Below are 22,644 nucleotides of genomic sequence, written 5' to 3'. Positions count from 1 at the left end.
TTGGTGTCACGCGAGACGTGCGTTCGCCGCGCCGACGGTTCGCTGTTCGTGAAAATCGAGTACGCGCTGCTCTACCGGACTCGGCGGTGGCCCCGATCGGAACAGCGGGGCACAGACCTTCGCGCCCTTCGATCGCCGTTCGTAGTCACCGAGCCACCGCTCGTGCCGTGCCGCGGCATCGGGCGATTCGCGCGGCCACCGCTCCTGGGCCCGCCCGGCCCCGACCCGCCACGGCTTGGGTGAGAGGCGCGCGCGGAACGTGCCCTGGACATCGCACAGCCGCATATAGAGCGGGTCGGACCCGAGTTCCTCGAGCAGCTGCCTCGAGCCGTCGTCCGTCGCGACGAATCCCGTGCCCGTCACGAACACTCGGAAGCCGCCCGCCGTGCGGTACGCGTGCACCCCGAGCGACGAGTGCGTGTCGGCGAAGGCGCGGATCCGACGTTCGTCGGGCGACACCTCCGTAGCGGGCTTCGGACGACCGAAGAGCGCGCGGAAGAACCCACCACCGTCCACGGGCTCCTCGGTCGCGTCGACGTCGGCGATGAGCACGACTTCGGTCGTGAGCACGGTCGCGCCGTACGCGTTGCGGGTCACGAATCCATCGGGATCGGTGCGATCGCCCAGGACCTCGAGCAGTTCCTCCCGCAGTGGCGAAAACGGATAGTACTCCGCACGCTTCGACCGGCCGAGGGACGGTCCCCCACGGTCGATCAAGCGGCGGAGCCGGTCGGCGGCGACCGAACGCGCCTCCGTCTCCGACTCGTCGGACCAGCCCCAGATCCGCAGGGTCAGATGCCGACCGGACGCGTCGGCCACGTCCGTCTCGGTCGAACTCCAGAATCTCGGTGGAAGGTGCATGGGCGCTCCGACGGTCAGGGGCGAATGTGATTGTCGCCGTTCACGATCCACTTCGTCGTCGTGAGTTCGCCGAGTCCCATCGGGCCGCGGGCGTGAAGCTTCTGCGTCGAGATGCCGAGCTCGGCGCCGAGTCCGAACTCGCCACCGTCGGTGAAACGCGTCGAGGCATTGATCATGATGGCCGCGGAATCGATCTCCGCCGCGAAGCGCTCGGACGACGGGAGATCGCGCGTGAGGATCGCCTCCGTGTGCCCCGACGAGTACGTCCGGATGTGGTCGATCGCCTCGTCGAGGTCGGCGACGACGCGCACGGCGATCTCGGGCGCGAGGTACTCCGTCTCCCAGTCGGTCTCGGTCGCGACGAGCACGCCGTCGCCCGCCGCCACCGTGCGCTCGTCCCCGTGGACGGTCACCTCGGCGGCCGCGAGCGCCGCGAGCGCCGTCGGAAGGAACGCGTCGGCGACGGCCTCGTGCACGAGCAGCGTCTCGGCCGCATTGCAGACCCCCACGCGCTGCGTCTTGGCATTGAGCACGATCGGCAATGCCGCCTCGAGATCTGCCGTCGCATCGACGTAGACGTGGCAGTTGCCGACCCCGGTCTCGATGACGGGAACCGTCGATTCACGCACCACGGTGCGGATGAGGTCGGCACCGCCGCGAGGCACGAGCACGTCGACGAGTCCGCGCGCGTGCATGAGCGCCACGGCGCCGGGACGACCGTACGCGTCGATCGACTGCACGAGATCGGCGGGCAGATCGAGGGATTCGAGTGCCCGCCCGAGCACGCGGACAATGACCTCGTTGCCCGACTGGGCGGCCGAGCCGCCGCGGAGCACGACGGCGTTGCCGCTCTTGATGGCGAGCCCCGTCGCGTCGACCGTCACGTTCGGGCGCGCCTCGTAGATCATGCCGACGACCCCCATCGGCACCCGGATCTGTCGCAGTCGCAGTCCGTTGGGAAGCGTCGAGCCGCGGACGACCTCACCGACGGGGTCCGGGAGACCGGCGACCGTGCGGAGCGCGTCGGCAATGGAGGCGATGCGGGCCGGGTCGAGCGCGAGCCGGTCGAGGAGTCCCGCGGCCATGCCCCCGTCGCGACCCCGTTCGAGGTCGAGCGCGTTGGCCGCGACGATCTCGTCGGCCGACGCGACGAGCGCGTCGGCCATCGCGACGAGGGCCGCGTCCTTCGTGGCACGCGTCGCGTTCGCGAGGGAGCGGGCGGCGAGTTTCGCTCGCCGCGCGACCTCGAGCACGGCCTGCGTCACATCACCCACGGGCGGCTCCGGAACGATCGCCTCGCGATCGAGATCGGTCTGCCCCTGGGTCACCGCGTCACAGCTCAACGTCATGCGCGCAGTCTATCGATGGCGCGTCAGGATCCCTGTTCCCGCCCGACGGGCGCGACGAGCGCCAGGTCGTCGCGGTGCACGACCTCCCGCTCGAACCGGTCCCCGAGCCGCTCACGGAGTTCCCGGGTCGAACGACCGAGCATGTCGGGCAGCTCCGACGAGTCGAACGCGACGATGCCGCGTGCCACGACCGTCCCCTCCTCGTCGACGAGTTCGACCGGCTCGCCGGGGCCGAAGTCACCCTCGACGCCCACGATGCCCGCGGGCAGCAGGGACGCCGTCCCGCGGACGATCGCTCGCACCGCTCCCGCGTCGAGCACGAGGCGCCCGCGTCCCTGGGCCGCGTGTTCGAGCCACACCTGCAGTCTCGACGCGCGCTTCCTCGTCGGTCGGAACCAGGTTCCGACGTCCTCGCCGGCGAGCGCGGCGCGCACGTTCGAGGTCGAGGTGAGCACGACCGGGATCCCCGACGAGGTCGCCATGTCCGCCGACTGCAGCTTCGTGACCATGCCGCCCGTCCCGAACGCGCTGCCGCGCCCGGAGACCTCGACCCCCTCCAGTTCGTCGATCGAGTCGACGACGCTGATGGGCTTCGTCCCCGGTCTTGACGGCGGTCCGTCGTAGAGGGCGTCGACGTCGGTGAACAGCAGCAGCGCATCCGCGCGCACGAGTTGCGCGACGAGCGCCGCGAGCCGGTCGTTGTCACCGAATCGGAGCTCGGCGGTCACGAGTGCGTCGTTCTCGTTCACGATCGGGACGGCGCCGTGCGCGAGGAGTCGCTCGAACGTGCGAGCCGCGTTGCGATAGCGCCCCCGGCGGACGGTGTCCTCCGAGGTGAGGAGGATCTGCCCCACCGGGAGCTCGTGACGACCGAACGCGGCCGTGTACCGGGCGATGAGGAGACCCATACCGACCGAGGCGGCCGCCTGCGAGTCGGCGACGATGCGGGACCGCCCGACGAGCCTGAGGGGGCCGAGCCCGGCCGCGACCGCGCCCGACGTGACGAGGACGATCTCGGTCCCCGTCCTGCGCTTCTCCGCGAGCGCGTCGACGAGTGCATCGAGCGCCTCCTCGTCGAGGGTGCCGTCGGATGCCGTGAGCGACGACGACCCGACCTTGACGACGAGTCTGGCGGCGTCGACGAGCTCGAGCCGTTCACGAATGGGGGTCACGCTGCGCTCCCGTTCCGGATTCGTCGTCTCGGCGCGGCAACTGGATCGTGCCGGTCCGCGGTGCCCCGTCGAGCGATCGGTCCTGCTCGTTCACGGAGTCCCGCGCGACCGCGCTCGCGGGCTCACCGCGATAGAGCCGCTCGAAGAGCTCGAGTGTGCGATCGATGTCGTGCATCTGCACCAGCCGGAGGCTCTCTCGCCCGAGCTCGTTCCGCTCGGAGAGCGGCATCGTCAGCACCTGGCGCAAACGGTTCGCGAGGTCGTCGGCGTCGCCGGGCTCGAACAGGTAGCCGTTCTCGCCGTTGTGCACGAGGTGCGGCAGGGCCATCGCGTTGGCCGCGACGACGGGGAGCCCCGACGCCATGGCCTCCATCGTCGCGATCGACTGCAGTTCGGCGATGGAGGGCATCGCGAACACCGACGACTCGGTGTAGAGGCGGCGCAGCTCCTCGTCGCTCACGTAGCCGTGGAACGTGGCGCGATTGGCGAGTCCGAGCGAGCGGGCCTGGTGCTCGAGGTGCTTGAGCAGATCGCCGCCGCCGGCGACGTCGAGACGCGCGCCGATGTCACCGAGCCGCGTCATCGCCTGCAGCAGCACGTCGATGTGCTTCTCGCCGGTCACGCGACCGACGAACAGCACCCGACGCTCTGGCTTCTCGCCGAAGCCGGCCGTGTAGTCACCGACGCGGATCCCGCACGAGATGGCGAGGACGTTCTCGAGGCCACCGACCTCCATGAGGAACTCGGCGGCCCGTCGCGTCGGCGTCGTGACCGCCGATGCGCGGAGCAGGGTCTTGCGCGCGTCCGCCCACCAGAGTCGCGCGAGCAGCGGCCGCAGCGCGTTCGGGAGGAGCGTGTGCTCGATGACGTTCTCGATCATCAGGTGATTCGTGCCGATGAGGCGGATGCCGCGGCGTTCCGCCTCGATGGCCACGGCGCGCCCGATGACGACGGCCGACTGGAAGTGCACGACGTCGGGCTTCACGAGGTCGAGGATGCGGGTGCAGTGCGTGCGTGCGCGCCACGGCAGCACGAAGCGCAGCCAGTCGTGCGGCGGCCAGCGGTACGACGGGAGCCGATGGACGGTGACGCGTTGGCCGCCGTAGTCCTCGAAACCCGTGCCGTGGCGGCGGCTCGATGCCGGGACGACGACGTGCACGTCGTGCCCGCGACCGGCCATGCCGGACGCGAGGTTCTCGGTGAACTTCGCCGCGCCGTTCACGTCCGGCGGGAACGTGTCACCCGCGATGAGCACCCGGAGCGGCGACGACGATTCGAGCGTCGGGTCGTCGTCGGACGGGGTTCTGTGGTCCGGGTCGGTGTTGCCCTCGTGAGTCAGTGTGGTCTCCAGCCTCGGGCGCCCGGGTCGCGGGCGCGATGCACCCGCGACAGTTTAGCGGCCCCGCGGCGACGCGTCGCCCGGCTCGAGCACGGCTCGCTTCGAGGCGGCGATCTCGGCGGGTGTCTGCCCGCGTTCGAGCACGAAGACGCCCATGACCGCCACGATGCCGCACAGCAGGAACGCGACGAAGGCGGGCCACGGGGCGCCGTCGGCCTCGCGCAGCACGACGACGCCGATCGTGACGGCGACGATGGGGTCGATGACGGTGAGCCCGGCGATGACCATGTCGGGTGGCCCCGACGCGTATGCGGTCTGCACGAAGTACGCGCCCACGACGGTCCCCGCGAGCAGTGAGACGAGGCACACGAGCGTGAGCCACTCGAAGTTGTCGTTCTGGATACGGTTGATCGTGACCTTGGCGAGGGTCGACACGAAGCCGTAGAGGACGCCCGCACCGACGATGTAGAAGATCGCCTTGAACCGCCGGCGGAGCATCGCGAAGAGGATCGTGTACGCGACCACGATGACGGCGAGGACGCCGAACACGGTCAGGAGCTCGTCCTGTGTGATCACCCGTTCGCGCGCATTGAACGCCGCGACCGTCACGAAGCTTCCGACCCCCGCGACGCACATCGCGAGGCCGAGCCATTTCACGCGACTGAACGGGATGCCGGTCGCCCGCATCGTGAGGAAGGTCGTGAGCACGAGCGAGACGACGCCGAGCGGCTGCACGACGATGATCGGCGAGAACGCAAGGCTGCCCAACTGCAGGACCACGGCGCAACCGAGCATGAGCGTGCCGATGACCCACGACGGCCGCCGGAACAGTCGGGCGATCTGCTGGATGCTGAGGCCCGTGGCCGCGTCGCTCGTGGCGGCCTCGACCTTCGTGACGCCGCGGTGCTGATAGAGCGCACCGAGCGACATCATGACCGCCCCGCACAGCGCGAGTGGAATTCCGATCCACTGTCGGGACGTGAGTCCGGATACCGCGTCGGCGGCGGTCAGGAGGTCGATGGGCACGTTCGGGATTTTACGCGTGGATACCCTTGGCACATGTCGATACTCCCCATCCGAATCTACGGTGAGCCCGTTCTGCACGAGGTCGCGACGCCGGTCGGCGAGGTGACCGACGACATCCGCTCCCTCGTGGCCGACATGTTCGAGACGATGGACGCCGCGCCGGGCGTCGGACTCGCGGGCCCCCAGGTCGGTGTCGGGAAGCGTCTGTTCGTGTTCGGCTACACGGAGGACGACGGCACGGTGCGTCGTGGTGTGGCGATCGATCCCGAGCTCTGGATCGCCCCCGCGGAGCCGGAGTCACTCGAGGAACTCGACGAGGACGAGGAGGCGGAGGGCTGCCTGTCGTTCCCCGGCGAGCGTTTCGCACTGCGTCGGTCACCCCGGGCTCTCCTTCGGGCGCGGGATCTCGACGGTGCACCGTACGAGCTGCTCGCGGAGGGCTGGTTCGCCCGCATCCTGCAGCACGAGTACGACCACCTCGACGGCATCATCTACGTCGATCGGCTCGACCGGCCCGATCACAAGCAGGCGTTCAAGATCATGCGCAAGCGCTCGTGGGGCGGGCCCGGCAAGGCGTGGCTGCCCGGTGCGGACGAGCTCGACGGCGTTGCGTGACCCCGAGCACGGAACGACGCCGCGTCCTCACGGGACACGGACCCGCCAGGCGACGACCGCGACGGTGAGGAGGGCGCCCGCGAGCATCGCGCACGCCCCGAGCCGGGGGTCGGACGTCGCGAGCGCGCCGCCGATCGCGCCGCTCGCGAGGACGAGGATCGGTCCGTCGAGCTGCCACGCGGCGACCGCGAACACGGACACGTCGCCGAACGCGGTCGGGACGGGGGCGAGCAGCGCGACCGGCAGCGGCCCCTTGACGCTCTCCATCGCGATGGCACCGGTCGCGCACGCGGCGACGGCGAGCGCGTCGACGAGGTGCCACGACGGGCCGCCCGTGACGAGGGCGGTCGCCGCGATCACGATCGTGCCGGCGACGAACGGCCAGGTGGCGTGTGCGGCGAGCGCCCGCAGCGGTGGGCCGCCGAACACGGGTGGCCCGAGCAGCGTCGAGCCCGCATCCCGAAGGCCCGTGGCGAGGCTCGTCTGACCGATCAGCGCGCCGAGCCCGACGAGCATCCAGACGGGCGGGCCGGCCGGTGCGAGCGCGAGCAGCAGCCCGGACGCGACGAGGACGAGCACACCGGTGAGCGCGACGACCGGCCGCCGCGCGGCCCCGATCGCATCCGCGAGCGGGATCACGAACGGCCGCGGCACCGGGAGAACGGCCCGCCAGGTGCGGCCGATGGTCGGGCTCGCACGGAGTTCCCCGACGGCGCCCGCTCCGTCGAGTGCGCCGACGGCCGTACCGACCCGCTCCCACCGCGCCGCCTGCCGAACGAGTTCCGGCCCGGCGAGGCCGTCGAGCAGCCACGGGATCGCGACGGCACCGATCACGGCGGCGACGGCGAGCGCGATCGTCGGGTCGAGCCATGCGGGCTCACCCGCCGCGCCGGCCGAGCGCCACAGCGTCTCCAGCGCTCCCCACGGCAGGAGCCGCCGGACGGGCTCGAACGCGAGGCCGAGCAGTCCGAGCGCGGCGATCGCGCACGGAGCGAGTTGCGCGCCGCGTGGTGGAAGTCGCTGTCCGATGAGCCACGTGACCGCGGCCACGACGCCGACGAGGAGCGTGCCGACGAGCACGGTCGCCGCACCGCTCGGTGTCCAGACACCGGCGAGCACGAGTGCCGTGGCGACGAGCGCGACGACGACGGTGAGCGCAGCCGAGAGCGCGATGGCCGCGGTCGTGACGGCGCGTCCGAGGACGGCCCGCCGCGGCAGCGGGCCGCTCGCGACGATCCAGGCGATCGTGGGCGTCGTCACGGCGGGTCCGCGAACGGGGCCGAGCGCGGCCGCGCCCGCGAGGACCACGATCGTGACGATGCCGACGATACCTGCCGCGCCGGACGTCGCGAGCGAGGCCGCGACGGGCTGCTCGGCGAGCGCGAGAACGACCGCTCGGAGGACGGGAACGCCGACGACGAGCGCGGCGAGCACGGCGCCGTAGGCCGTCACGGCGACGTCGCTGCCCCCGCGAGCGCGCTCACGCCGCCGCACGACCGTCGCGATCGAGCGAAGCCGTCCGGCGTCACGCATCCGCGGCGCCCGGTTCCCCCTCGGGACGTGGAACGACGCGCGCATCGCCGCCGAGTCGCAGTTCGCGAGCGGCGACACGTTCGACGACCGAGCGACGGTGGCACGCGAGCACGATCGCGCACCCGTCGGACGCCCGCTCGGCGATGCGGTCACCGAGCAGCTCGGAACGCGCGTCGTCGAGTCGCTGTTCGGGCTCGTCGAGGAGCAGGAGCGAGGCGGGCCGCGCGAACGTCATCGCGAGCGCGAGCAGTTGTGCCTGCCCGCTCGAGAGCTCGTGCGGGAAGCGGCGGGCGAGCCGGCCGATCCCGAATCGGGCGAGCGCGTCCTCGGCGAAGGAGTCGGTCTCGCGCGGGGCGACACCCCACGTGAGTCCGAGGATCGCGAGCTGTTCGCGGAGCGTCAGGTCGTGGGACAGCGCGGGCCGGCCGACGAGTGAGGCGACGCGCGAGCGGAAGCCGGGGTCGCGTTCCGCCGGTGTCCGACCGTGCACGGCAACGAGGCCGCGCGTCGGCGACAGGGTGCCTGCGAGCACCCGCAGGAGCGTCGTCTTGCCCGCGCCGTTCGGGCCCGTGAGCGCCACGACCTCGCCCGGCGCGACGGTGAGGCTCGTGGGTTCGAGGATCGTCACGCCGTCCGCGTCGACCACGACGCCGACGCAGCTCGCGACGACACCCCGCGCTACCGTCCGCCCCTCGTCAGGATCCATGCCCCGAGCCTATGGGCGTGGGCTGGTTCGTCGGTGATCAGCCCATGTGTCGAACGAGCGCGCGACGTGCCTCGTCCGCGCCGACGAACACCCCGATCACCCCGCCACGGCCGTTGCGCAGCTCGTACCCCGCGGTCGTCTTCTCGACCGTGCCCGCGTACTCGGCGCCGAGTCGCGTCGCGACCGACGCGACCCACAGACCCGGTACGGGCGACGCCCACTCGATACGGCGCACGACCGCGAGCGAGCGACCGCACGGGACGGGCGCACCGACGTTCCGTTCGACGGCCCCCGTCGTCGCGTCACGACGCGCATTCGCCCTGCTCACTCCGCGCGGCCCGGACGGCCGCGCTTCCTGCATCGTCATGTCGTTCTCCATCGAACTCCGTGGCTCGGTCGGACGGACCCGAACCGTTCGGTCACCGAACCACACGGACCTGAACGGCACATCAACCGGGCGCAGATCGCCCCGGCAGCCCGACCACGCGACGCGCGATGCGTCGGCGCGAGTCCTGCCCGGGGCGAGGGAGCGTCGGATCGGAGTACAAATGACGCGTGTCGCTCGGGGCGACCGATCGAGGAGGAGCGGATGGCGAAGCTCGGGGCGAACCGGGTGCGGATCACGCGAGCGCGACGGCTCGACGGCTCGACGATCGATCTCGTCGTGTCGGCGGGCCGCATCGTGCACATCGAACCCACACGGGGACGAGGCGACGGCGACCTCGACGCCGACGGCCGCGTCGTCGTCCCGGGCCTGTGGGACGAGCACGTCCACCTCGGGCTCTGGGCCGCCTCGCGTCGACGCCTGGATCTCGCCACGGCATCATCGGCCGCCGAGGCCGCAGCGCTCATCGCCCGTGCGGCCGACGTGGCGCCGCGCGGCGAGATCCTCGTCGCGACCGGCCTGCGCGAAGGGCTCTGGCAGGCGCCGCCCACCGCCGCGCTCATGGATGCGGCGGCCGGGAACGTGCCGGTCATGGCCGTCTCGCTCGACGTGCACTCGAGCTGGTGCAGCTCGGCCCTCGCGACACGCCTCGGCATCGACCTCGGCCCCGACGGCATGCTGCGCGAGGCCGCCCACTTCAGCGCACAGCTCCGCGTGGAGGCCGAAGCCGACGAGCGGGTGCGCGACAGTTGGGTCCGGGAGGCGATCGACGCCGCCGCGGCGAGGGGCGTCGTGGGCATCGTCGATCTCGAGTTCGACGACGCGGTCGCCGCGTGGTCGCACCGCGCCGCACCACCGCTCCACGTCGAGGCGGGCGTGTACCCCCACGCCCTCGACCGGGCGATCGCTCGCGGTGATCACACGGGCCGGGCCGTCGGGCCGAACGTGGAGGTCGGGCCGCTCAAGATCATCACCGACGGCTCGCTCGGCACGCGCACGGCCTATTGCCACGCGCCGTATCCGGGCACGGCCGACCGGGGCGTCCTGGAGGTACCGCCGGCCCTGCTCGAGACGCTGCTCGTGCGCGGTCGCGACGCGGGGTTCTCACCGGCGATCCACGCGATCGGCGACGCCGCGGTCGAGGCCGTCCTCGACGTCGTCCTCCGCCTCGGACTGCACGGGCGGCTGGAGCACGCGCAACTCGTGACGCAGGCGGATGTGGCTCGTCTCGCGCGCGCCGGACTCATCGCCTCGCTGCAGCCGGCACACCTCGTCGACGACCTCGTCCTGCTCGAGCGGTACTGGCCGGGTCGTGACACGGACGCCTACCGGCTACGCAGCCTCCTCGACGCGGGCGTGCGGGTGGTCTTCGGATCCGATGCCCCCGTGTCGCCGCTCGACCCGTGGCGCTCGATCGCCGCCGCCGTCCGTCGCGGGGCACCCGACGCCACGCCGTTCGGCGTCGACGAGGCGATCGACGTCGCGACCGCGATCTCCTGCAGCGCGAGGTCGTCGATCGAGCTCGGGGAACCCGCAGACCTCGTCCTGCTCGACGACGACATCGAGCGCACTCGCCTCGAGACGATGCCCGTGTACGCGACGCTCGTCGGCGGCGATCCCGTCCACGGTCCCGTCTGACGGGACCTGGCGTCCGCGCCGGTCACCTACCGCGCCGCGCCGGAACGCAGTCGGTCGGTGCCGGGAACGACGTGGGGACCGGGCCGATCGGCCCGGTCCCCACGTCGTCAGGTCACTTCTGGAGTGCGGCCTGACCGTCGATCGTGATCTTGACCTCGTCACCGAGCGTGAGGCCACCGGCCTCGGTCGGAGCGTTCCAGCTGACGCCGAAGTCCTTGCGGTTGATCTTCGTCTGCGCCTCGAAGCCGAGCTTCGTGTTGCCGTAGCCGTCGACCGTCACGCCGCCGAACTCGACGTCGAGGGTGACGGGCTTCGTGACGCCGCGGAGCGTGAGCTCGCCGTCGACGAGGATGTCGTCCTCCTCGACGCGGACGCCCGTCGAGCGGAACGTGATCGTCGGGTACTCGGAGGCGAGGAAGAAGTCGTTCGTGCGCAGGTGCTCGTCGCGCTGCGCCTGGTTCGTGTTGACCGACGCGACCTGGATCTCGGCCTCGACCGAGCTCGACTCGATCGTGTCACCCGTCGTGATCGTGCCGGTGAACTCCTCGAACGAGCCCTTCACCTTGCTGATCGCGAGGTGACGGACCTGGAACGTGACGTCGGTGTGAGTGGGGTCGAGCGCCCAGGTGCCGGCGGTCCAACCGGGAACATCCGCTGCCGAGAATGCCATGTGTTCGTGCTCCTTCTGTTCGCGGGCCGGACCCGTCCGAGGGCCGGGTCGGTGACGGCCACGTCAACCATAACTAGTTGCACCTAAAACTATTCCCAGGCTGCGCGGGATCGCCGCGGATGACCGTGCATGTCGCTCGGAGACACCGGTGGACACCGCTCGCACGCCACATGCATAGGATCGGCCGCGTCGTCCTCACCGATCGGAGTACTCATGAGCGCCCAGGATCCCGTCGTCGTCGCGGTCGTCGCCGACCCGTACCCCTCCGTCCGCACCCGGTCCGCCGTCGAGGAGCTCCTCGCGGGCGCATCCGATGCGGGTGCCACGACGTCGATCATCGAGACGTCCGACGGCACGCTCGACGACGAACAGCGTGCCCGCATCGAGGGTGCCGACGGCGTCGTCCTCGCCTCCCCCACCTACCGCGCCACGGCGGCCTGGCCGCTCAAGCGCCTGCTCGACGAGACCGAGCGGTCGACGGGCACGGCACCCCACAGCCCGCTCCGGGGCAAGGCCGTGCAGACGATCCTGACCGGCGCGAGCGACCACCACTTCCTCGGGTCCGACCCGATCCGCGCCGTCCTGAGCGGCTTCTTCGCGGCGCAGCTCCTCTCGCCCGGGCTCTACTTCGCCGCCTCCTCGTTCACACCCGAGAAGACCCCCGAGGACGACGAGGCCCGGATCCTCCGCGCACACGGCCGAGCGCTCGTGGAACTCGCGCGAACCGTGCGTGGCAACGAGGCGTTCGAGGCGCTCTTCCCCCTCGTCTGACGCGCCCCGGCACCCGGCCGACGTTCAGCTCCGGACGGGGAGTTCACCCGACGTTCAGGCCCGCGACGGCGGCCGCTGCGAGGATCGAGCCCGTGAGTACCTCGAAGGTCGCGATCGTCGGTGCCGGCTCGGTCGGCGCGACGCTCGCCTACGCCACGCTCATCCAGGGACTCGCGCGCGAGGTGGCCCTGTACGACATCGACGCCGCCAAGGTGCGCGCCGAGGTACTCGATCTGCGACAAGGACTCCAGTTCATGCCGACGGCCACGGTCGAGGGCTCCGACGACATCGCCGTCTGCGCGGGCGCCGACCTCATCGCCGTCACGGCCGGCGCCAAGCAGCAACCCGGCCAGTCCCGGCTCGATCTCGCGGCGTCGACGACGGGCATGCTGCGCCGCCTCATGCCCGGCCTCGTCGAGGTCGCACCCGAGGCGATCATCGTCATGGTCACGAATCCGGTCGACGTCATCACGTACGCGGCCCAGCAGCTCACGGGGCTGCCCGCCGAGCGGCTCTTCGGCTCGGGCACCGTCCTCGACTCGTCCCGGCTTCGCGGCCTGATCGCGACCCGGTGCGACGTCGCCGTGCAGAACGTGCACGCGTACATCGTGGGCGAGCACGGCGACAGCGAACTCCCGCTCTGGAGCACGGCGACCGTCGGCGCGGTGCCCGTCACCGAACTCACGACCGCCGAGGAGCGTGACGCGATGGCGCACGAGGTCGTCAACGCGGCGTACGAGATCATTCGCGGAAAGGGCGCCACGAACTACGCGATCGGCGTCGCCGCGAGCCGAGTCATCGAGGCCGTGCTCCGCGACGAGCGGCGCGTCCTGCCCGTCTCCACGCGGATCGACGAACTGCACGGCATCACCGACGTCTGCCTGTCGATGCCGACGATCGTCGGGGTCGAGGGCGCGGGCCGCCGTCTCGACGTCCCCCTCTCCGACGCCGAGCTCACGGGCCTCCGGGCGAGCGCGGACTCGATTCGGGAGACCGCGCGCGGCCTCGGCTTCTGAGCCCGACCCGTCGGCACCGCCGCCCTCCTCCCCACTCGGTCGATCGCCGCGCGAGCGGCTTCCGCGGCATCGACGCGTTCCGGGGCCTGTTGCGCACCTGATCGCGTCACGAGATGACGCCCGTGGACGGACGTCCCCGGTGTCGATATCGTTCCGCGCCGGGACGAACCGCGTGCTAGCGTGACCTCCGCCGCGACCACGGTCGTGGCGAACCCACATCATCGACAGTGCGACCGACCGCCGGAGCGCGGAAGCCGGCCGCGAGCTCCACACTCGTCCGGAAGGCAGCAGCATGGCCCGTCGTCCCCGTCGAAGCGATCGATTCGATTCGCCCGTCTCCCCCGAGACCTCCGCAGGACTCCGCGTCCACGACGAGCCGAAGGCACCGCGCAAGCTCGCCTCCCGCCACGTCACGATGATCACGCTCGGGGGCATCATCGGCGCGAGCCTCTTCGTCGGGTCGGGCAACGTCATCCGTTCCGTCGGCCCCGCGGCCGTCCTCTCGTACCTTATCGGCGGACTGCTCGTCTTCCTCGCCATGCGCATGCTCGGCGAGATGGCCGCGGCCCGGCCCGCGATCGGCTCGTTCATGGAGTACGCCCGCGTGGGGCTCGGCAACTGGGCCGCGTACCTCGTCGGCTGGCTCTACTGGTACTTCTGGGTCGGCGTCCTCGCCTACGAGGCCGTCCTCGGGGGCGAGACCCTCGGCGGTTGGTTCCCGTTCCTGCCGGGGTGGGCGTGGTCGTTCGTCCTGCTCGCGATCTTCGTCGGGACGAACCTGATCTCGGTCCGGACCTTCGGTGAGGTCGAGTTCTGGCTCGCGAGCATCAAGGTCGTCGCGATCGTCGTCTTCCTCGGCGCGGGCATTCTGTTCGCGTTCGGGCTGTGGCCGAACTCGACGTTCTCGATCCCGAACCTCTGGATCCACGACGGCTTCGCCCCGCACGGCTTCGGTGCCGCCATCACGGGCGTCGCGCTCGTCATCTTCTCCTACTTCGGCACCGAGATCGCGGTCATGGCGGCCGCCGAGTCCGAGGATCCGGCCAAGGGCATCCGACAGGCGACGAGCACCGTCATCTGGCGCATCCTCATCTTCTTCGTCGGCGCCGTGCTCATCATCGCGACGATCATCCCCTGGAACGAGCTCCCGCAGCCGACCGACGTCCAGAACGCACCGTTCACGCTCGTGTTCGAGAAGTTCGGCCTACCCGGCGCCGCGATCGTCATGCAGCTCGTGATCTTCACGGCCGTCATCTCGGTGCTCAACTCCGGCCTCTACTCGGCGTCGCGCATGCTCTCCTCGCTCGGCGAACAGGGCTTCGCGCCGCGCTTCGTCGCCCGCAAGTCGCGCACCGGGATCCCGGTCTGGGCGCTGCTCGCGTCGACGATCGGTGGCGTCGTGGCGACGATCGTGAAGGTCGCCGCCCCCGAGTCGCCGGTCTTCGACTTCATCATGAACTCCGCGGGCCTCGTCGCCCTGTTCGTGTACGTCTTCGTCGCACTGACCCAGATGCGCCTTCGACAGAAGATGACGCCCGAGGAGATGGCCGGCCTCAAGCTGCGGATGTGGCTGCACCCGTGGCTCAACATCTTCCTCATCGCGGCGATCGCGGGCGTGTTCGTCATCATGCTGTTCTCCGAGCAGGGCCGTTCGCAGGTCGTCGCGAGTCTCGTAGCGACGGCGGCGCTCGTGATCGTCTGGCCGTTCGTCCGTCGTTCGCTCGCGAAGCGCCGCGCGACGGCGAGCACGAACGCCGCCGCCGCGGGCGAGACCGCGGGTATCGATCCGAAGGTCGACTGACCGCGGCTCACGCCCGGCCGGCGGTCCGCGATTCGCCGTTCGCGATTCGGGGACGCCACGACGGCCCCGACGTCCCATCGACGTCGGGGCCGTTTCGTGTCCGCCGTCGGGCGGGACCGTCGCGATCCACGACGCACCACCACGCGACGACGATGCGGGTCGTGCTTCCCTGCGACGCACCCCACGATGAGTTCATCCGCAGATTTTCTGAACACCCGTGCAACTCGCATGCGAAGTTGCGATAAAGGATTGGGTGCCTTGCACCGCATAACTGATACAGTCGTTCAGAAATTTGGCGCAACCGTCTCGGCGCCCTGTCGATGCGGTGAACACAGGAGTTTCTCGTGGGAACCGATCAACAACTCACGGCACCGGCGCCCCAGCCGGAACGCACCGGGTCGCTCGCCAAGGGCAAGCTCGGTACCTTCGACATCGTCTTCTTCGTCGTCTCGGCCGCAGCTCCCCTCACCGTCGCGGTGAGCTCGGCCCCGCTCGCATTCCTCGTCGGGGGCATCGGCGCCCCCGGAGCGATGCTCGCGAGCGGCATCGTGCTCATCCTCTTCGCGATCGGCTTCACCGCCATGTCGCGCTACGTCCGCAACACGGGCGCGTTCTACGCGTACGCGTCCGCGGGGCTCGGTAAGCCGTTCGGTGTCGGCGTGGCCTTCATCACGATCGCCGCCTACGGCGCGCTGTGCCTCTGCTTCTACGCGATGCTCGGTTTCTTCGCGAACCTGACCGTCTCGCACCTGTACGGCGTCGACCTGCACTGGGCCGTCTGGTCGGTCATCTCGGTCGCGATCATCGGATTCCTCGGCTACCGCCGCGTCGACGTCGGCGCCTACGTGCTGGGCGTGCTGCTCACCCTCGAGGTCGCGATCCTGCTCATCATCGGCATCGCGATCATCGTGCAGAACGGCGACTCGCTCGCGGTAACGGCCGCCGCGTCGTTCGACCCGCGCAACGTCCTGTTCGCGTCCGGCGCGAGCGCGCTGTTCGTGTTCGGATTCGGCGCCTTCCTCGGCTTCGAGGGCACCGTCATCTACGCGGAGGAGGCGAAGCGGCCACGGCGCACCGTCCCCCGCGCGACGTACATCGCCATCGCGTTCCTCGCGATCTTCTACGCCTTCACGTTCTGGACCCTCACGGCCGCGTTCGGCGTCGACGGCATCATCGCGCTCGCGCAATCGGCCGACCTCGAGCAGATGACGTTCATCGCGGGCAACAACGCGCTCGGCGCCTGGGCCGGCGTGGTCATGGAGATCCTCGTCGTCACGAGCTTCTTCGCCTGCACGCTCGCATTCCACAACGCCTGCTCGCGCTACCTCTTCGCGCTCGGCCGCGAGGGACTCCTGCCGAAGCCGCTCGCGCGCACCCACCCGAGCCTCCACTCGCCCTTCGTGGCGAGCCTCACCCTCTCGGCGATCTGCCTCGTGCTGATCCTCATCGGGGCGGTCTCGGGCGCCGACCCGGTCCTCGGCATCGGTCTCGTCAGCTACTCGATCGGTGTCGCCGGCCTCGTGTTCTCCCAGGGGGTCGCCGCCGTCTCGGTCGTCGGCTTCTTCTGGAAGGACCGCCGCGGACACAACGTGTGGCAGGTCGTCGTCGCCCCGATCCTCGGCGCCGTCGGACTCCTCACCGCCTTCACGGTCATCGCGACGCACTTCGATCTCGTCTCCGGGCTCACCGGCCCGATCAACTACGTCCTGCTCGGGTGCGTCCCGCTCGTCTTCGTCGGCGGCATCGTGGTGGCTATCGTGATGAAGCGGCGCGCGCCGAACCGCTACGCGGCCCTCACGCAGTCCGTGAGCGTGATCGACACCGACGAACTGGAGAACGACTGATGGCAGCAGCCAAGAGCGCGCAACGCAAGCGCGACCTCCTCGAGGCGACGACGCGGATCATCGGCGAACGCGGACTCGCTGCGGTGAGCGTCCGTGCGATCGCCGAGCAGGCGGACGTCAGCGCGGGAAGCGTGCTCTACCACTTCGAGAGCATCGACCAGCTCGTCGAAGCGGCGGTCCAGGGAACGATCGCCGAGTTCATCGACAGTCGGCGCCGCCTCTCGGAGGGGTACCGCGATCCCGTCGCCCGGCTCCGGGCCACGATCGAGGCCGGGATCCCCGCGCACATCAGCGCGGACCTGCGGATCCTCTACGAGGCATCGGCCGTCGTGCGGGAACAGGCGAAGTTCCGGCTCGGCATGACGCTGCTGCTCGAGCGACAGGTCGGGCTGTACGCGACGATCATCGAGGTCGGCGCGGCGTCGGGCGTGTTCCGGCCCCGCATGGACGTCACGACGATCGCCGAGAACCTCGTGGCGCTCGAGGACGCCTACGACCTGTATCTGCTCGATCCGGAAAACTGGCAGCGCGAGCGCTACCTGCAGAACACGTATCGCTTCGCCGAGCTCGCGCTCGACTGCGATCTGGGCTCGGAGGACGCATGAGCGGCACGGTGACCTCACGCGCCGCGATCGCGGACACCGGCGGCCCGGCGCAGCCGCGGGCGCGCGACCTCGGGGTCCCGTTCGACGGTGAACCGGGACCATGGAACGCGATCACCGACGTGCCCGGGCTCGAGGTCGGCTACTCGACGATCGTGTCCGACGAACCGATCACGGTCCGGACGGGCGTGACGGCGATCCTCCCCCGCAGTCGCAACGCGCCGGGCGCGCCGTGTGCGGCGGGCATCGCGGTACTCAACGGCAACGGCGAACTGACGGGGCGGAGCTGGATCGAGGAGTCGGGTCAGTTCCAGACGCCGATCGGCATCACCAACTCGCATGCCGTCGGCGCCGTCCACCGCGGCATCGACCGGTGGATGGCGGAACACGACCCGGCGTCGGCGGCGCAGTGGATGCTGCCCGTCGTCGGCGAGACGTGGGACGGCTACCTCAACTCGATCAATGCCGACACCGTCACACCCGAGCACGCGGCCGCCGCCCTCGACGCGGTGACCGGCGGGCCCATCGCCGAGGGGAACGTCGGCGGCGGGACCGGCATGAACTGCTACGGGTTCAAGGGCGGCACGGGCACCGCGTCGCGCGTCGTGCGCTCCGGCGGCTCGGCCTGGACCGTCGGCGTCCTGCTCCAGGCGAACTTCGGCGCACGCGGCGAACTCCGCGTCGCCGGCCATCGCCTCGGTGCCGAATCCGCGGCCCCCAATCCGATGGAGACGAGCGGATGGTTCGCGGCGGAGACCGAGCGGGCCGCATCGGCGGTGCCCGGGGCGGGGAGTGTCATCGTGATCGTCTCGACGGACGCCCCGCTCCTGCCGGACCAGTGCCGGGCGCTCGCCCGTCGCGTACCGCTCGGCCTCGCGCGGGCGGGCACCACGGGGAGCCACTTCTCGGGCGACATCTTCCTGGCGTTCTCGACCGCGAACGAGGGGTCGCTCGGTTCACGGATGGGGACGACGACGGGCACGGTCGAGACGCTCGAGGTGCTCAGTTGGGGTGGTATCGACCCATTCTACGAGGCGGTCGTGCAGGCGACGGAAGAGGCCGTGCTCAACGCCCTCGTCGCGGCGCGGGACGTGACCGGTCGTGACGGACACGAGAGCTTCGCGCTCCCCCACGGCGAGGTCCGTGCGGCGTTCGGGGTCTCGGAACCCACGAGCTGACGGGTACCGCTCGTCGTTCCGGGCGGTGGCGGCCGCGTATGCGGTCGTCACCGCCCGTTCTCGTCCGGCCCCGCCGTGAGGGGCGACCGGTCAACCCGACCGTCGACCGAGCCCGTCAGAGCGCGAGCGCGTCGAACAGGATCGGGACGAGTGGGAGCGAGATGAGGACGCCCAGGCCGAAGACCGTGACCGCGGCGATGCCGAATCCGACGGCGCCGCGGCCCGTCCGCTGCTGCCGACGCGCCCTGATCGCACCGACCATCAGGCAGATGCTCGTGACGAGGCCCGCGAGGGGCTCGACGAGACACAGCCAGAGCACCACCCAGTTGAAGACACCACCGGGCTCCGGGCCGAACACGCCATCGAGGGTGTGCGTCATGGTCACACCGAGCACGAGGTAGCCGACGCCGATCACGCCGAATCCGAGCGAGACGATCGACCAGACGAGGGCGAGCACGCAGCCGACGAGCAGGCTGCCGCCGCGGACGGCAGGTGGAACGGCTGAGGGGTGCTGCGCGGCGACCGGCACCGCCGGGCCCCACGGTTGCGGTGAGCTCATGCGTCCATCGTCCCAGTCCCGATCCGGACGTGCTCGGTGCTCGGGCGCACGGCGGGCCGGGGTGACGTAGCTCGATGCAATGACTCGCGGCTCGCGGCTCGTTGCTCGTTGCTCGTTGTGCGCGGCTCGCGGCTCGCGGCTCGCGGCTCGTTGCTCGTTGCTCGTTGTGCGCGGCTCGCGGCTCGCGGCTCGCGGCTCGCGGCTCGCGGCTCGTTGCTCGTTGCTCGTTGTGCGCGGCTCGCGGCTCGTCGCCCGGGCACCGGTTACCCGGCCAACGGCCCACTACCATCCGCCATCCGCCACCCGCCCGTCGCCAAAACGATCTGTTTCCCGTCTGCAAAATCTTGAGTCTGATCGGTTTTCCGTCTTGCACTTGTGACCGTGACGCTCCATGATCGTCGTCATGGATGCAGACATCATCGTCATCGGGCTCGGCGCCGCGGGCTCGTACGCCGCGTGGAATCTCGCGTGCAACGGGGTCGACGTGCTGGGGCTCGAAGCGGAGTCGCTCGTCCACGACGACGGTGCCTATGCGGGTGAGAGCCGCCTGTTCCGGGCCGCGTACCACGAGGGCGCGCACTACGTGCCGCTCCTGCTCGCCTCGCGCCGCGCGTGGCTCGAGCTCGCCGACGAGAGCCCGGCCCCGATCTTCCACGACACGGGCGTGCTCTCCATCGGGAGCCCGGCGGATCCACGCATCGAGGAGGTCCGCCGCTCGCTCGCCGAGGCGGACATCCCGCACGCCGTGCTCTCGACCCCGGAACTCGCCGAGCGCTACCCCCAGCACCAGCGCCTCACCGACGAGATCGCCGTGCTCGACGAACTCGGCGGCGCACTGCGTCCGGAGTCCGCGGTGACCGAGATCCAGCGTCGGGCGCGGGCCGCCGGCGCCGAACTGCGCGGCCACTCCCCCGTGCTCGCGCTCGAGGAAGCGCCCGACGGGGTGCGGGTCGTCACCGCCACGGGGACGCTCACGGCCAAGCAGGCCATCGTCACCGCCGGCATCTGGACGCCGCGGCTCCTGCCCGCACTCGCCCCGCACCTCACGATCAAACCCATCTCGCTCACGTGGTTCGCACCGGAGCGCCCCGCGGACTTCTCGCCCGAGGTGTTCCCCGCGTTCATCCGCGACCGTGGGCCCGTGCACATCTTCGGCGTCCCGACACTCGACGGCTCGCTCGTGAAGGCGGGCTACGACGCGAAACTCGGCGACATCGCCGCTCCCGAGGACCTCGGACGCCGTCTTCCCCTGGCCGAGCGCGACCGCATCGCCCACGACGTGCACGAACTCCTGCCCGGCCTGCCGGAGTCGATCGCCCGGCACTCCGTGCACGCCGACATCTACACGGCCGACAAGACGCCCGTCATCGGCCGCGTGAGCGAGCACGTCACCGTGGGCACCGGCTACTCGGGTCACGGCTTCAAGTTCACCCCCGTGTTCGGCGACGTGCTCGCCGACACCGCACTCGGTCGCACGCCCGAGTTCGACGTCTCACTGTTCGCGCCGACCCGGTTCCGGGCATGAGCGAGATCAGCCTGAAGCAGCTGCGCTGCTTCGTCGCGGTCTACACCGAACGCAGCTTCACGCGGGCCGCGAAGCGCCTCGGCCTCGCCCAGTCGCCCGTGAGCCAGGCGGTCGCGGCGCTCGAGTCGCAGCTCGGTGTCGTCCTGTTCGAGCGCGGCCACCGTGACGTGACACCGACCGCTGCGGCCGAGGCCCTGTATCCCGAGGCCGTCGAGATACGTCGCCGGGCCGAGGGGCTGCAGCACCTCGCGGCGACCGCCGCCGACGGGGCGGGCGAGCGCATGCTCCGCATCGGGTCCGTGAGCTCGGCGTTCACGAGTTCGCTGCCCGCGCTCCTGCGCTCCCCGCCGCTCGCCCCGTACACGGTCGACGTCGTCGACGGCGGCAACGCCGATCTCGTGCGCGCGGTCGACGAGGGCGACCTCGACGTCGCGCTCCTGCGGGACCTGTCGTCCGACAGCGACCGCCACGCGGTCGCGTTCCGCGAGCGGCTCTGCGTCGCGATCGCGACCGGCGACGCCCTCGCGTCGCACGAGATCGTCACCGCCGACGATCTCCGCGACACACCACTCGTGCTGTTCGACCGCGAGCGTGCGCCGCTCGCGTTCGACCTCACGGCCGGAACGCTCCTGCGTTCCGGTGCGCCCCTCCGAATCGCCTCACGGGTCAGCAGCGAGCAGGCGATGCTCGGACTCGTGAGCGCGGGCCTCGGCGTCGCGCTCGTCCCCGAATCGCTCGCGGTCGATCCCTGGCACGGTGTCGTGTTCCGGGAACTCGAGGGCGCCGAACACAGCTACCCGCTCGCCGTGCGCGTCACGGCGGGCGATCCGCTCGGGCTGCTCGAGCCGCTGTGCGCGGTGCTGCGCGCGTGGGCGACGGAGCACGCGCTCGCCGCCTGATCCACCACTCCTGACGACGTCCACGGCGGACGTCGTTCCCCCGACCCAGAAAGAACACCCGTGGAGTACACCCCTCAAGCTCTCCTCGTCGACGCCGGCCTCATCGGCATGCTGCTCATCGTCGGCACGCTCGCGAGAGCCACGATCAAGCCCCTCCAGACGATGATGATCCCCGCCTCCGTGATCGCGGGCGCGCTCGGCCTGCTCCTCGGCCCGAACGGCCTCGGGCTGCTGCCGTTCTCCGATCAATTGGGGACGTACGGCTCGCTGCTCATCGTCATCGTGTTCGCGTGCCTCGCGCTCACCGACGACTTCAACATCCTCAAGATCGGTCGCAACGTGGCCGGCTTCGCGGCGTACGGCGTGCTCATGTACTCACTCCAGGTGGTCGTGGGGCTCGTCCTCGTGCTCCTGCTGCTCGGACCGCTCCTCGGTGCGCCGGACAGCATCGGGCTCATGCTGTTCGCTGGCTGGGCCGGTGGCTTCGGTTCGGCGGCCGCGATCGGCACCGTGTTCGCGGAGGCCGGGCAACCGGAAGTGCAGTCCATCGCGTTCACGGCGGCGACCGTCGGCATGCTCGTCGGTGTCGTGGGCGGCATCATCCAGGCGAAGATCGGTGCGATGCGCGGGCAGGCGAAGGAGTTCGCCGGGATGACGAGCATGCCCGAGGACCTGCGGACGGGCGTCCTCGACCAGATCAAGGCCCGCCCGTCATCGGGACGCACACGTTCTCGGGCGGCACGATCGAGTCGCTCGCGTTCCAGGCGGCGATCGTCGCGGCCGTCGCAGCCGGCGCCTACGGCATCAACCTCGTGCTCGGCGGGCTCGTGCCGGGGATCGCGTTCCCGCTGTTCTCGATCGCATTCATCGTGGGTCTCGTGCTGCGCGGCCTCATGGCGGCGACGCGGACGCGCAAGTTCATCGATCCCGATTCGCTGCGTTCGATCTCGGGCGCCGCGACAGACGTGCTCGTCGTGTGCGGCATGATCTCGATCGTGCCGAGCATCGTCGCGGACCAGTGGGTCGCGCTGCTCATCCTGTTCCTCGTCGGTCTCGCGCTGTGCCTCTTCCTCGGACTGTTCGCGGCACCCCGCCTCATGCAGGACGGCTGGTTCGAGCGACAGCTGTTCACGTGGGGGTGGGCGACCGGTGCGG

The 22,644-nt window shown here is 70.7% G+C and carries 21 protein-coding genes; 11 read left to right on the top strand and 10 right to left on the bottom strand.

The genetic code is table 11. The features are described 5' to 3' along the window. Positions 1 to 6 precede the first annotated feature (6 nt). The 5 genes from HNR16_RS05575 to HNR16_RS05555 form a co-directional block, all read right to left on the bottom strand. Complete coding sequence (locus tag HNR16_RS05575; RefSeq protein ID WP_158040390.1) at positions 7 to 861, bottom strand: hypothetical protein; 855 nt, start codon at positions 859 to 861, stop codon at positions 7 to 9. Between the two features lie 14 nt (positions 862 to 875). Then, a complete protein-coding gene (locus tag HNR16_RS05570; protein WP_158040391.1) occupies positions 876 to 2,210 on the bottom strand; it encodes a glutamate-5-semialdehyde dehydrogenase in 1,335 nt (444 codons plus the stop codon). A gap of 23 nt (positions 2,211 to 2,233) precedes the next feature. Continuing rightward, the gene (gene proB / locus HNR16_RS05565) at positions 2,234 to 3,382 is read right to left on the bottom strand and encodes a glutamate 5-kinase (RefSeq protein WP_225737836.1); all 1,149 of its coding nucleotides are present in this window, start codon (positions 3,380 to 3,382) and stop codon (positions 2,234 to 2,236) included. Next, positions 3,366 to 4,637 carry a glycosyltransferase gene (locus tag HNR16_RS05560; protein WP_377700671.1) on the bottom strand — a complete coding sequence of 424 codons (1,272 nt, stop codon included), beginning with the start codon at positions 4,635 to 4,637 and terminating at the stop codon, positions 3,366 to 3,368. The genes proB and HNR16_RS05560 overlap by 17 nt, the downstream gene beginning before the upstream one ends. Before the next feature lie 138 nt (positions 4,638 to 4,775). After that, positions 4,776 to 5,747: a DMT family transporter gene (locus HNR16_RS05555; protein ID WP_179558121.1), complete on the bottom strand. Its 972-nt coding sequence runs from the start codon at positions 5,745 to 5,747 to the stop codon at positions 4,776 to 4,778. Between the two features lie 33 nt (positions 5,748 to 5,780). Between HNR16_RS05555 and def the strand changes: the two genes are divergently transcribed. Then, complete coding sequence (gene def, locus HNR16_RS05550; protein WP_158040392.1) at positions 5,781 to 6,362, top strand: peptide deformylase; 582 nt, start codon at positions 5,781 to 5,783, stop codon at positions 6,360 to 6,362. A gap of 27 nt (positions 6,363 to 6,389) precedes the next feature. On the opposite strand, the gene HNR16_RS05545 is transcribed toward def, so the two are convergent. From HNR16_RS05545 to HNR16_RS05535, 3 genes are read right to left on the bottom strand one after another with little or no spacing between them, the layout of a single operon-like run. Continuing rightward, positions 6,390 to 7,895: a hypothetical protein gene (locus HNR16_RS05545; protein ID WP_158040393.1), complete on the bottom strand. Its 1,506-nt coding sequence runs from the start codon at positions 7,893 to 7,895 to the stop codon at positions 6,390 to 6,392. Further along, positions 7,888 to 8,601, bottom strand: a complete 714-nt coding sequence (locus HNR16_RS05540) for an ABC transporter ATP-binding protein (RefSeq protein ID WP_158040394.1) — start codon at positions 8,599 to 8,601, stop codon at positions 7,888 to 7,890. The genes HNR16_RS05545 and HNR16_RS05540 overlap by 8 nt, the downstream gene beginning before the upstream one ends. A gap of 37 nt (positions 8,602 to 8,638) precedes the next feature. Beyond that, entirely contained in the window at positions 8,639 to 8,968 is a 330-nt protein-coding gene (locus HNR16_RS05535; protein ID WP_158040395.1) for a hypothetical protein, read from the bottom strand. Positions 8,969 to 9,190: 222 nt separating this feature from the next. Here HNR16_RS05535 and HNR16_RS05530 point away from each other — a divergent pair, with 222 nt between their 5' ends. Continuing rightward, positions 9,191 to 10,624: an amidohydrolase gene (locus HNR16_RS05530; protein WP_158040396.1), complete on the top strand. Its 1,434-nt coding sequence runs from the start codon at positions 9,191 to 9,193 to the stop codon at positions 10,622 to 10,624. 112 nt (positions 10,625 to 10,736) lie between these two features. Here HNR16_RS05530 and HNR16_RS05525 read toward each other — a convergent pair whose 3' ends face one another. Next, positions 10,737 to 11,294 carry a YceI family protein gene (locus HNR16_RS05525; protein ID WP_158040397.1) on the bottom strand — a complete coding sequence of 186 codons (558 nt, stop codon included), beginning with the start codon at positions 11,292 to 11,294 and terminating at the stop codon, positions 10,737 to 10,739. Between the two features lie 213 nt (positions 11,295 to 11,507). Between HNR16_RS05525 and HNR16_RS05520 the strand changes: the two genes are divergently transcribed. The 6 genes from HNR16_RS05520 to HNR16_RS05495 all read left to right on the top strand — a co-directional run bounded on the left by HNR16_RS05520 (position 11,508) and on the right by HNR16_RS05495 (position 18,506). Further along, positions 11,508 to 12,065 (top strand): flavodoxin family protein, encoded by a 558-nt coding sequence (locus HNR16_RS05520; RefSeq protein ID WP_179558120.1) that lies wholly within the window; start codon positions 11,508 to 11,510, stop codon positions 12,063 to 12,065. Between the two features lie 92 nt (positions 12,066 to 12,157). After that, positions 12,158 to 13,081: an L-lactate dehydrogenase gene (locus HNR16_RS05515; protein ID WP_225737837.1), complete on the top strand. Its 924-nt coding sequence runs from the start codon at positions 12,158 to 12,160 to the stop codon at positions 13,079 to 13,081. 292 nt (positions 13,082 to 13,373) lie between these two features. Then, complete coding sequence (locus HNR16_RS05510) at positions 13,374 to 14,882, top strand: amino acid permease (protein ID WP_158040399.1); 1,509 nt, start codon at positions 13,374 to 13,376, stop codon at positions 14,880 to 14,882. A gap of 344 nt (positions 14,883 to 15,226) precedes the next feature. Then, entirely contained in the window at positions 15,227 to 16,726 is a 1,500-nt protein-coding gene (locus HNR16_RS05505) for an APC family permease (protein ID WP_158040400.1), read from the top strand. Continuing rightward, positions 16,726 to 17,331: a TetR/AcrR family transcriptional regulator gene (locus HNR16_RS05500; RefSeq protein WP_158040401.1), complete on the top strand. Its 606-nt coding sequence runs from the start codon at positions 16,726 to 16,728 to the stop codon at positions 17,329 to 17,331. The genes HNR16_RS05505 and HNR16_RS05500 overlap by 1 nt, the downstream gene beginning before the upstream one ends. Further along, a complete protein-coding gene (locus HNR16_RS05495) occupies positions 17,328 to 18,506 on the top strand; it encodes a DmpA family aminopeptidase (protein ID WP_158040402.1) in 1,179 nt (392 codons plus the stop codon). The genes HNR16_RS05500 and HNR16_RS05495 overlap by 4 nt, the downstream gene beginning before the upstream one ends. A 115-nt stretch (positions 18,507 to 18,621) precedes the next feature. Here HNR16_RS05495 and HNR16_RS05490 read toward each other — a convergent pair whose 3' ends face one another. Continuing rightward, positions 18,622 to 19,065: a hypothetical protein gene (locus tag HNR16_RS05490; protein WP_158040403.1), complete on the bottom strand. Its 444-nt coding sequence runs from the start codon at positions 19,063 to 19,065 to the stop codon at positions 18,622 to 18,624. Positions 19,066 to 19,468: 403 nt separating this feature from the next. Here HNR16_RS05490 and solA point away from each other — a divergent pair, with 403 nt between their 5' ends. The 3 genes from solA to HNR16_RS05475 are packed head-to-tail and all read left to right on the top strand — an operon-like array spanning position 19,469 to position 22,476. Beyond that, positions 19,469 to 20,590, top strand: coding sequence for an N-methyl-L-tryptophan oxidase (gene solA / locus HNR16_RS05485; protein WP_179558119.1), 1,122 nt, complete (start codon positions 19,469 to 19,471; stop codon positions 20,588 to 20,590). Further along, positions 20,587 to 21,489 carry a LysR family transcriptional regulator gene (locus HNR16_RS05480; protein WP_158040406.1) on the top strand — a complete coding sequence of 301 codons (903 nt, stop codon included), beginning with the start codon at positions 20,587 to 20,589 and terminating at the stop codon, positions 21,487 to 21,489. The genes solA and HNR16_RS05480 overlap by 4 nt, the downstream gene beginning before the upstream one ends. Before the next feature lie 60 nt (positions 21,490 to 21,549). Continuing rightward, positions 21,550 to 22,476 (top strand): sodium/glutamate symporter family protein, encoded by a 927-nt coding sequence (locus HNR16_RS05475; RefSeq protein WP_179558118.1) that lies wholly within the window; start codon positions 21,550 to 21,552, stop codon positions 22,474 to 22,476. Positions 22,477 to 22,644: the final 168 nt, after the last annotated feature.

This window comes from Pseudoclavibacter chungangensis (genome assembly GCF_013410545.1).
GTDB lineage: Bacteria > Actinomycetota > Actinomycetes > Actinomycetales > Microbacteriaceae > Pseudoclavibacter > Pseudoclavibacter chungangensis.
This window is presented reverse-complemented; position numbering and strand designations above follow the sequence as displayed.

Excerpts from the sequence above, each read along its gene's own strand:
- HNR16_RS05520 (WP_179558120.1), top strand. The coding sequence starts at position 11,508 with ATGAGCGCCCAGGATCCCGTCGTCGTCGCGGTCGTCGCCGACCCGTAC.
- HNR16_RS05510 (WP_158040399.1), top strand. The coding sequence starts at position 13,374 with ATGGCCCGTCGTCCCCGTCGAAGCGATCGATTCGATTCGCCCGTCTCC.
- HNR16_RS05480 (WP_158040406.1), top strand. The coding sequence starts at position 20,587 with ATGAGCGAGATCAGCCTGAAGCAGCTGCGCTGCTTCGTCGCGGTCTAC.
- HNR16_RS05495 (WP_158040402.1), top strand. The coding sequence starts at position 17,328 with ATGAGCGGCACGGTGACCTCACGCGCCGCGATCGCGGACACCGGCGGC.
- HNR16_RS05540 (WP_158040394.1), bottom strand. The coding sequence starts at position 8,601 with ATGGATCCTGACGAGGGGCGGACGGTAGCGCGGGGTGTCGTCGCGAGC.
- HNR16_RS05525 (WP_158040397.1), bottom strand. The coding sequence starts at position 11,294 with ATGGCATTCTCGGCAGCGGATGTTCCCGGTTGGACCGCCGGCACCTGG.
- HNR16_RS05545 (WP_158040393.1), bottom strand. The coding sequence starts at position 7,895 with ATGCGTGACGCCGGACGGCTTCGCTCGATCGCGACGGTCGTGCGGCGG.
- HNR16_RS05530 (WP_158040396.1), top strand. The coding sequence starts at position 9,191 with ATGGCGAAGCTCGGGGCGAACCGGGTGCGGATCACGCGAGCGCGACGG.
- HNR16_RS05500 (WP_158040401.1), top strand. The coding sequence starts at position 16,726 with ATGGCAGCAGCCAAGAGCGCGCAACGCAAGCGCGACCTCCTCGAGGCG.
- HNR16_RS05535 (WP_158040395.1), bottom strand. The coding sequence starts at position 8,968 with ATGACGATGCAGGAAGCGCGGCCGTCCGGGCCGCGCGGAGTGAGCAGG.
- solA (WP_179558119.1), top strand. The coding sequence starts at position 19,469 with ATGGATGCAGACATCATCGTCATCGGGCTCGGCGCCGCGGGCTCGTAC.
- def (WP_158040392.1), top strand. The coding sequence starts at position 5,781 with ATGTCGATACTCCCCATCCGAATCTACGGTGAGCCCGTTCTGCACGAG.
- HNR16_RS05490 (WP_158040403.1), bottom strand. The coding sequence starts at position 19,065 with ATGAGCTCACCGCAACCGTGGGGCCCGGCGGTGCCGGTCGCCGCGCAG.
- HNR16_RS05575 (WP_158040390.1), bottom strand. The coding sequence starts at position 861 with ATGCACCTTCCACCGAGATTCTGGAGTTCGACCGAGACGGACGTGGCC.
- HNR16_RS05570 (WP_158040391.1), bottom strand. The coding sequence starts at position 2,210 with ATGACGTTGAGCTGTGACGCGGTGACCCAGGGGCAGACCGATCTCGAT.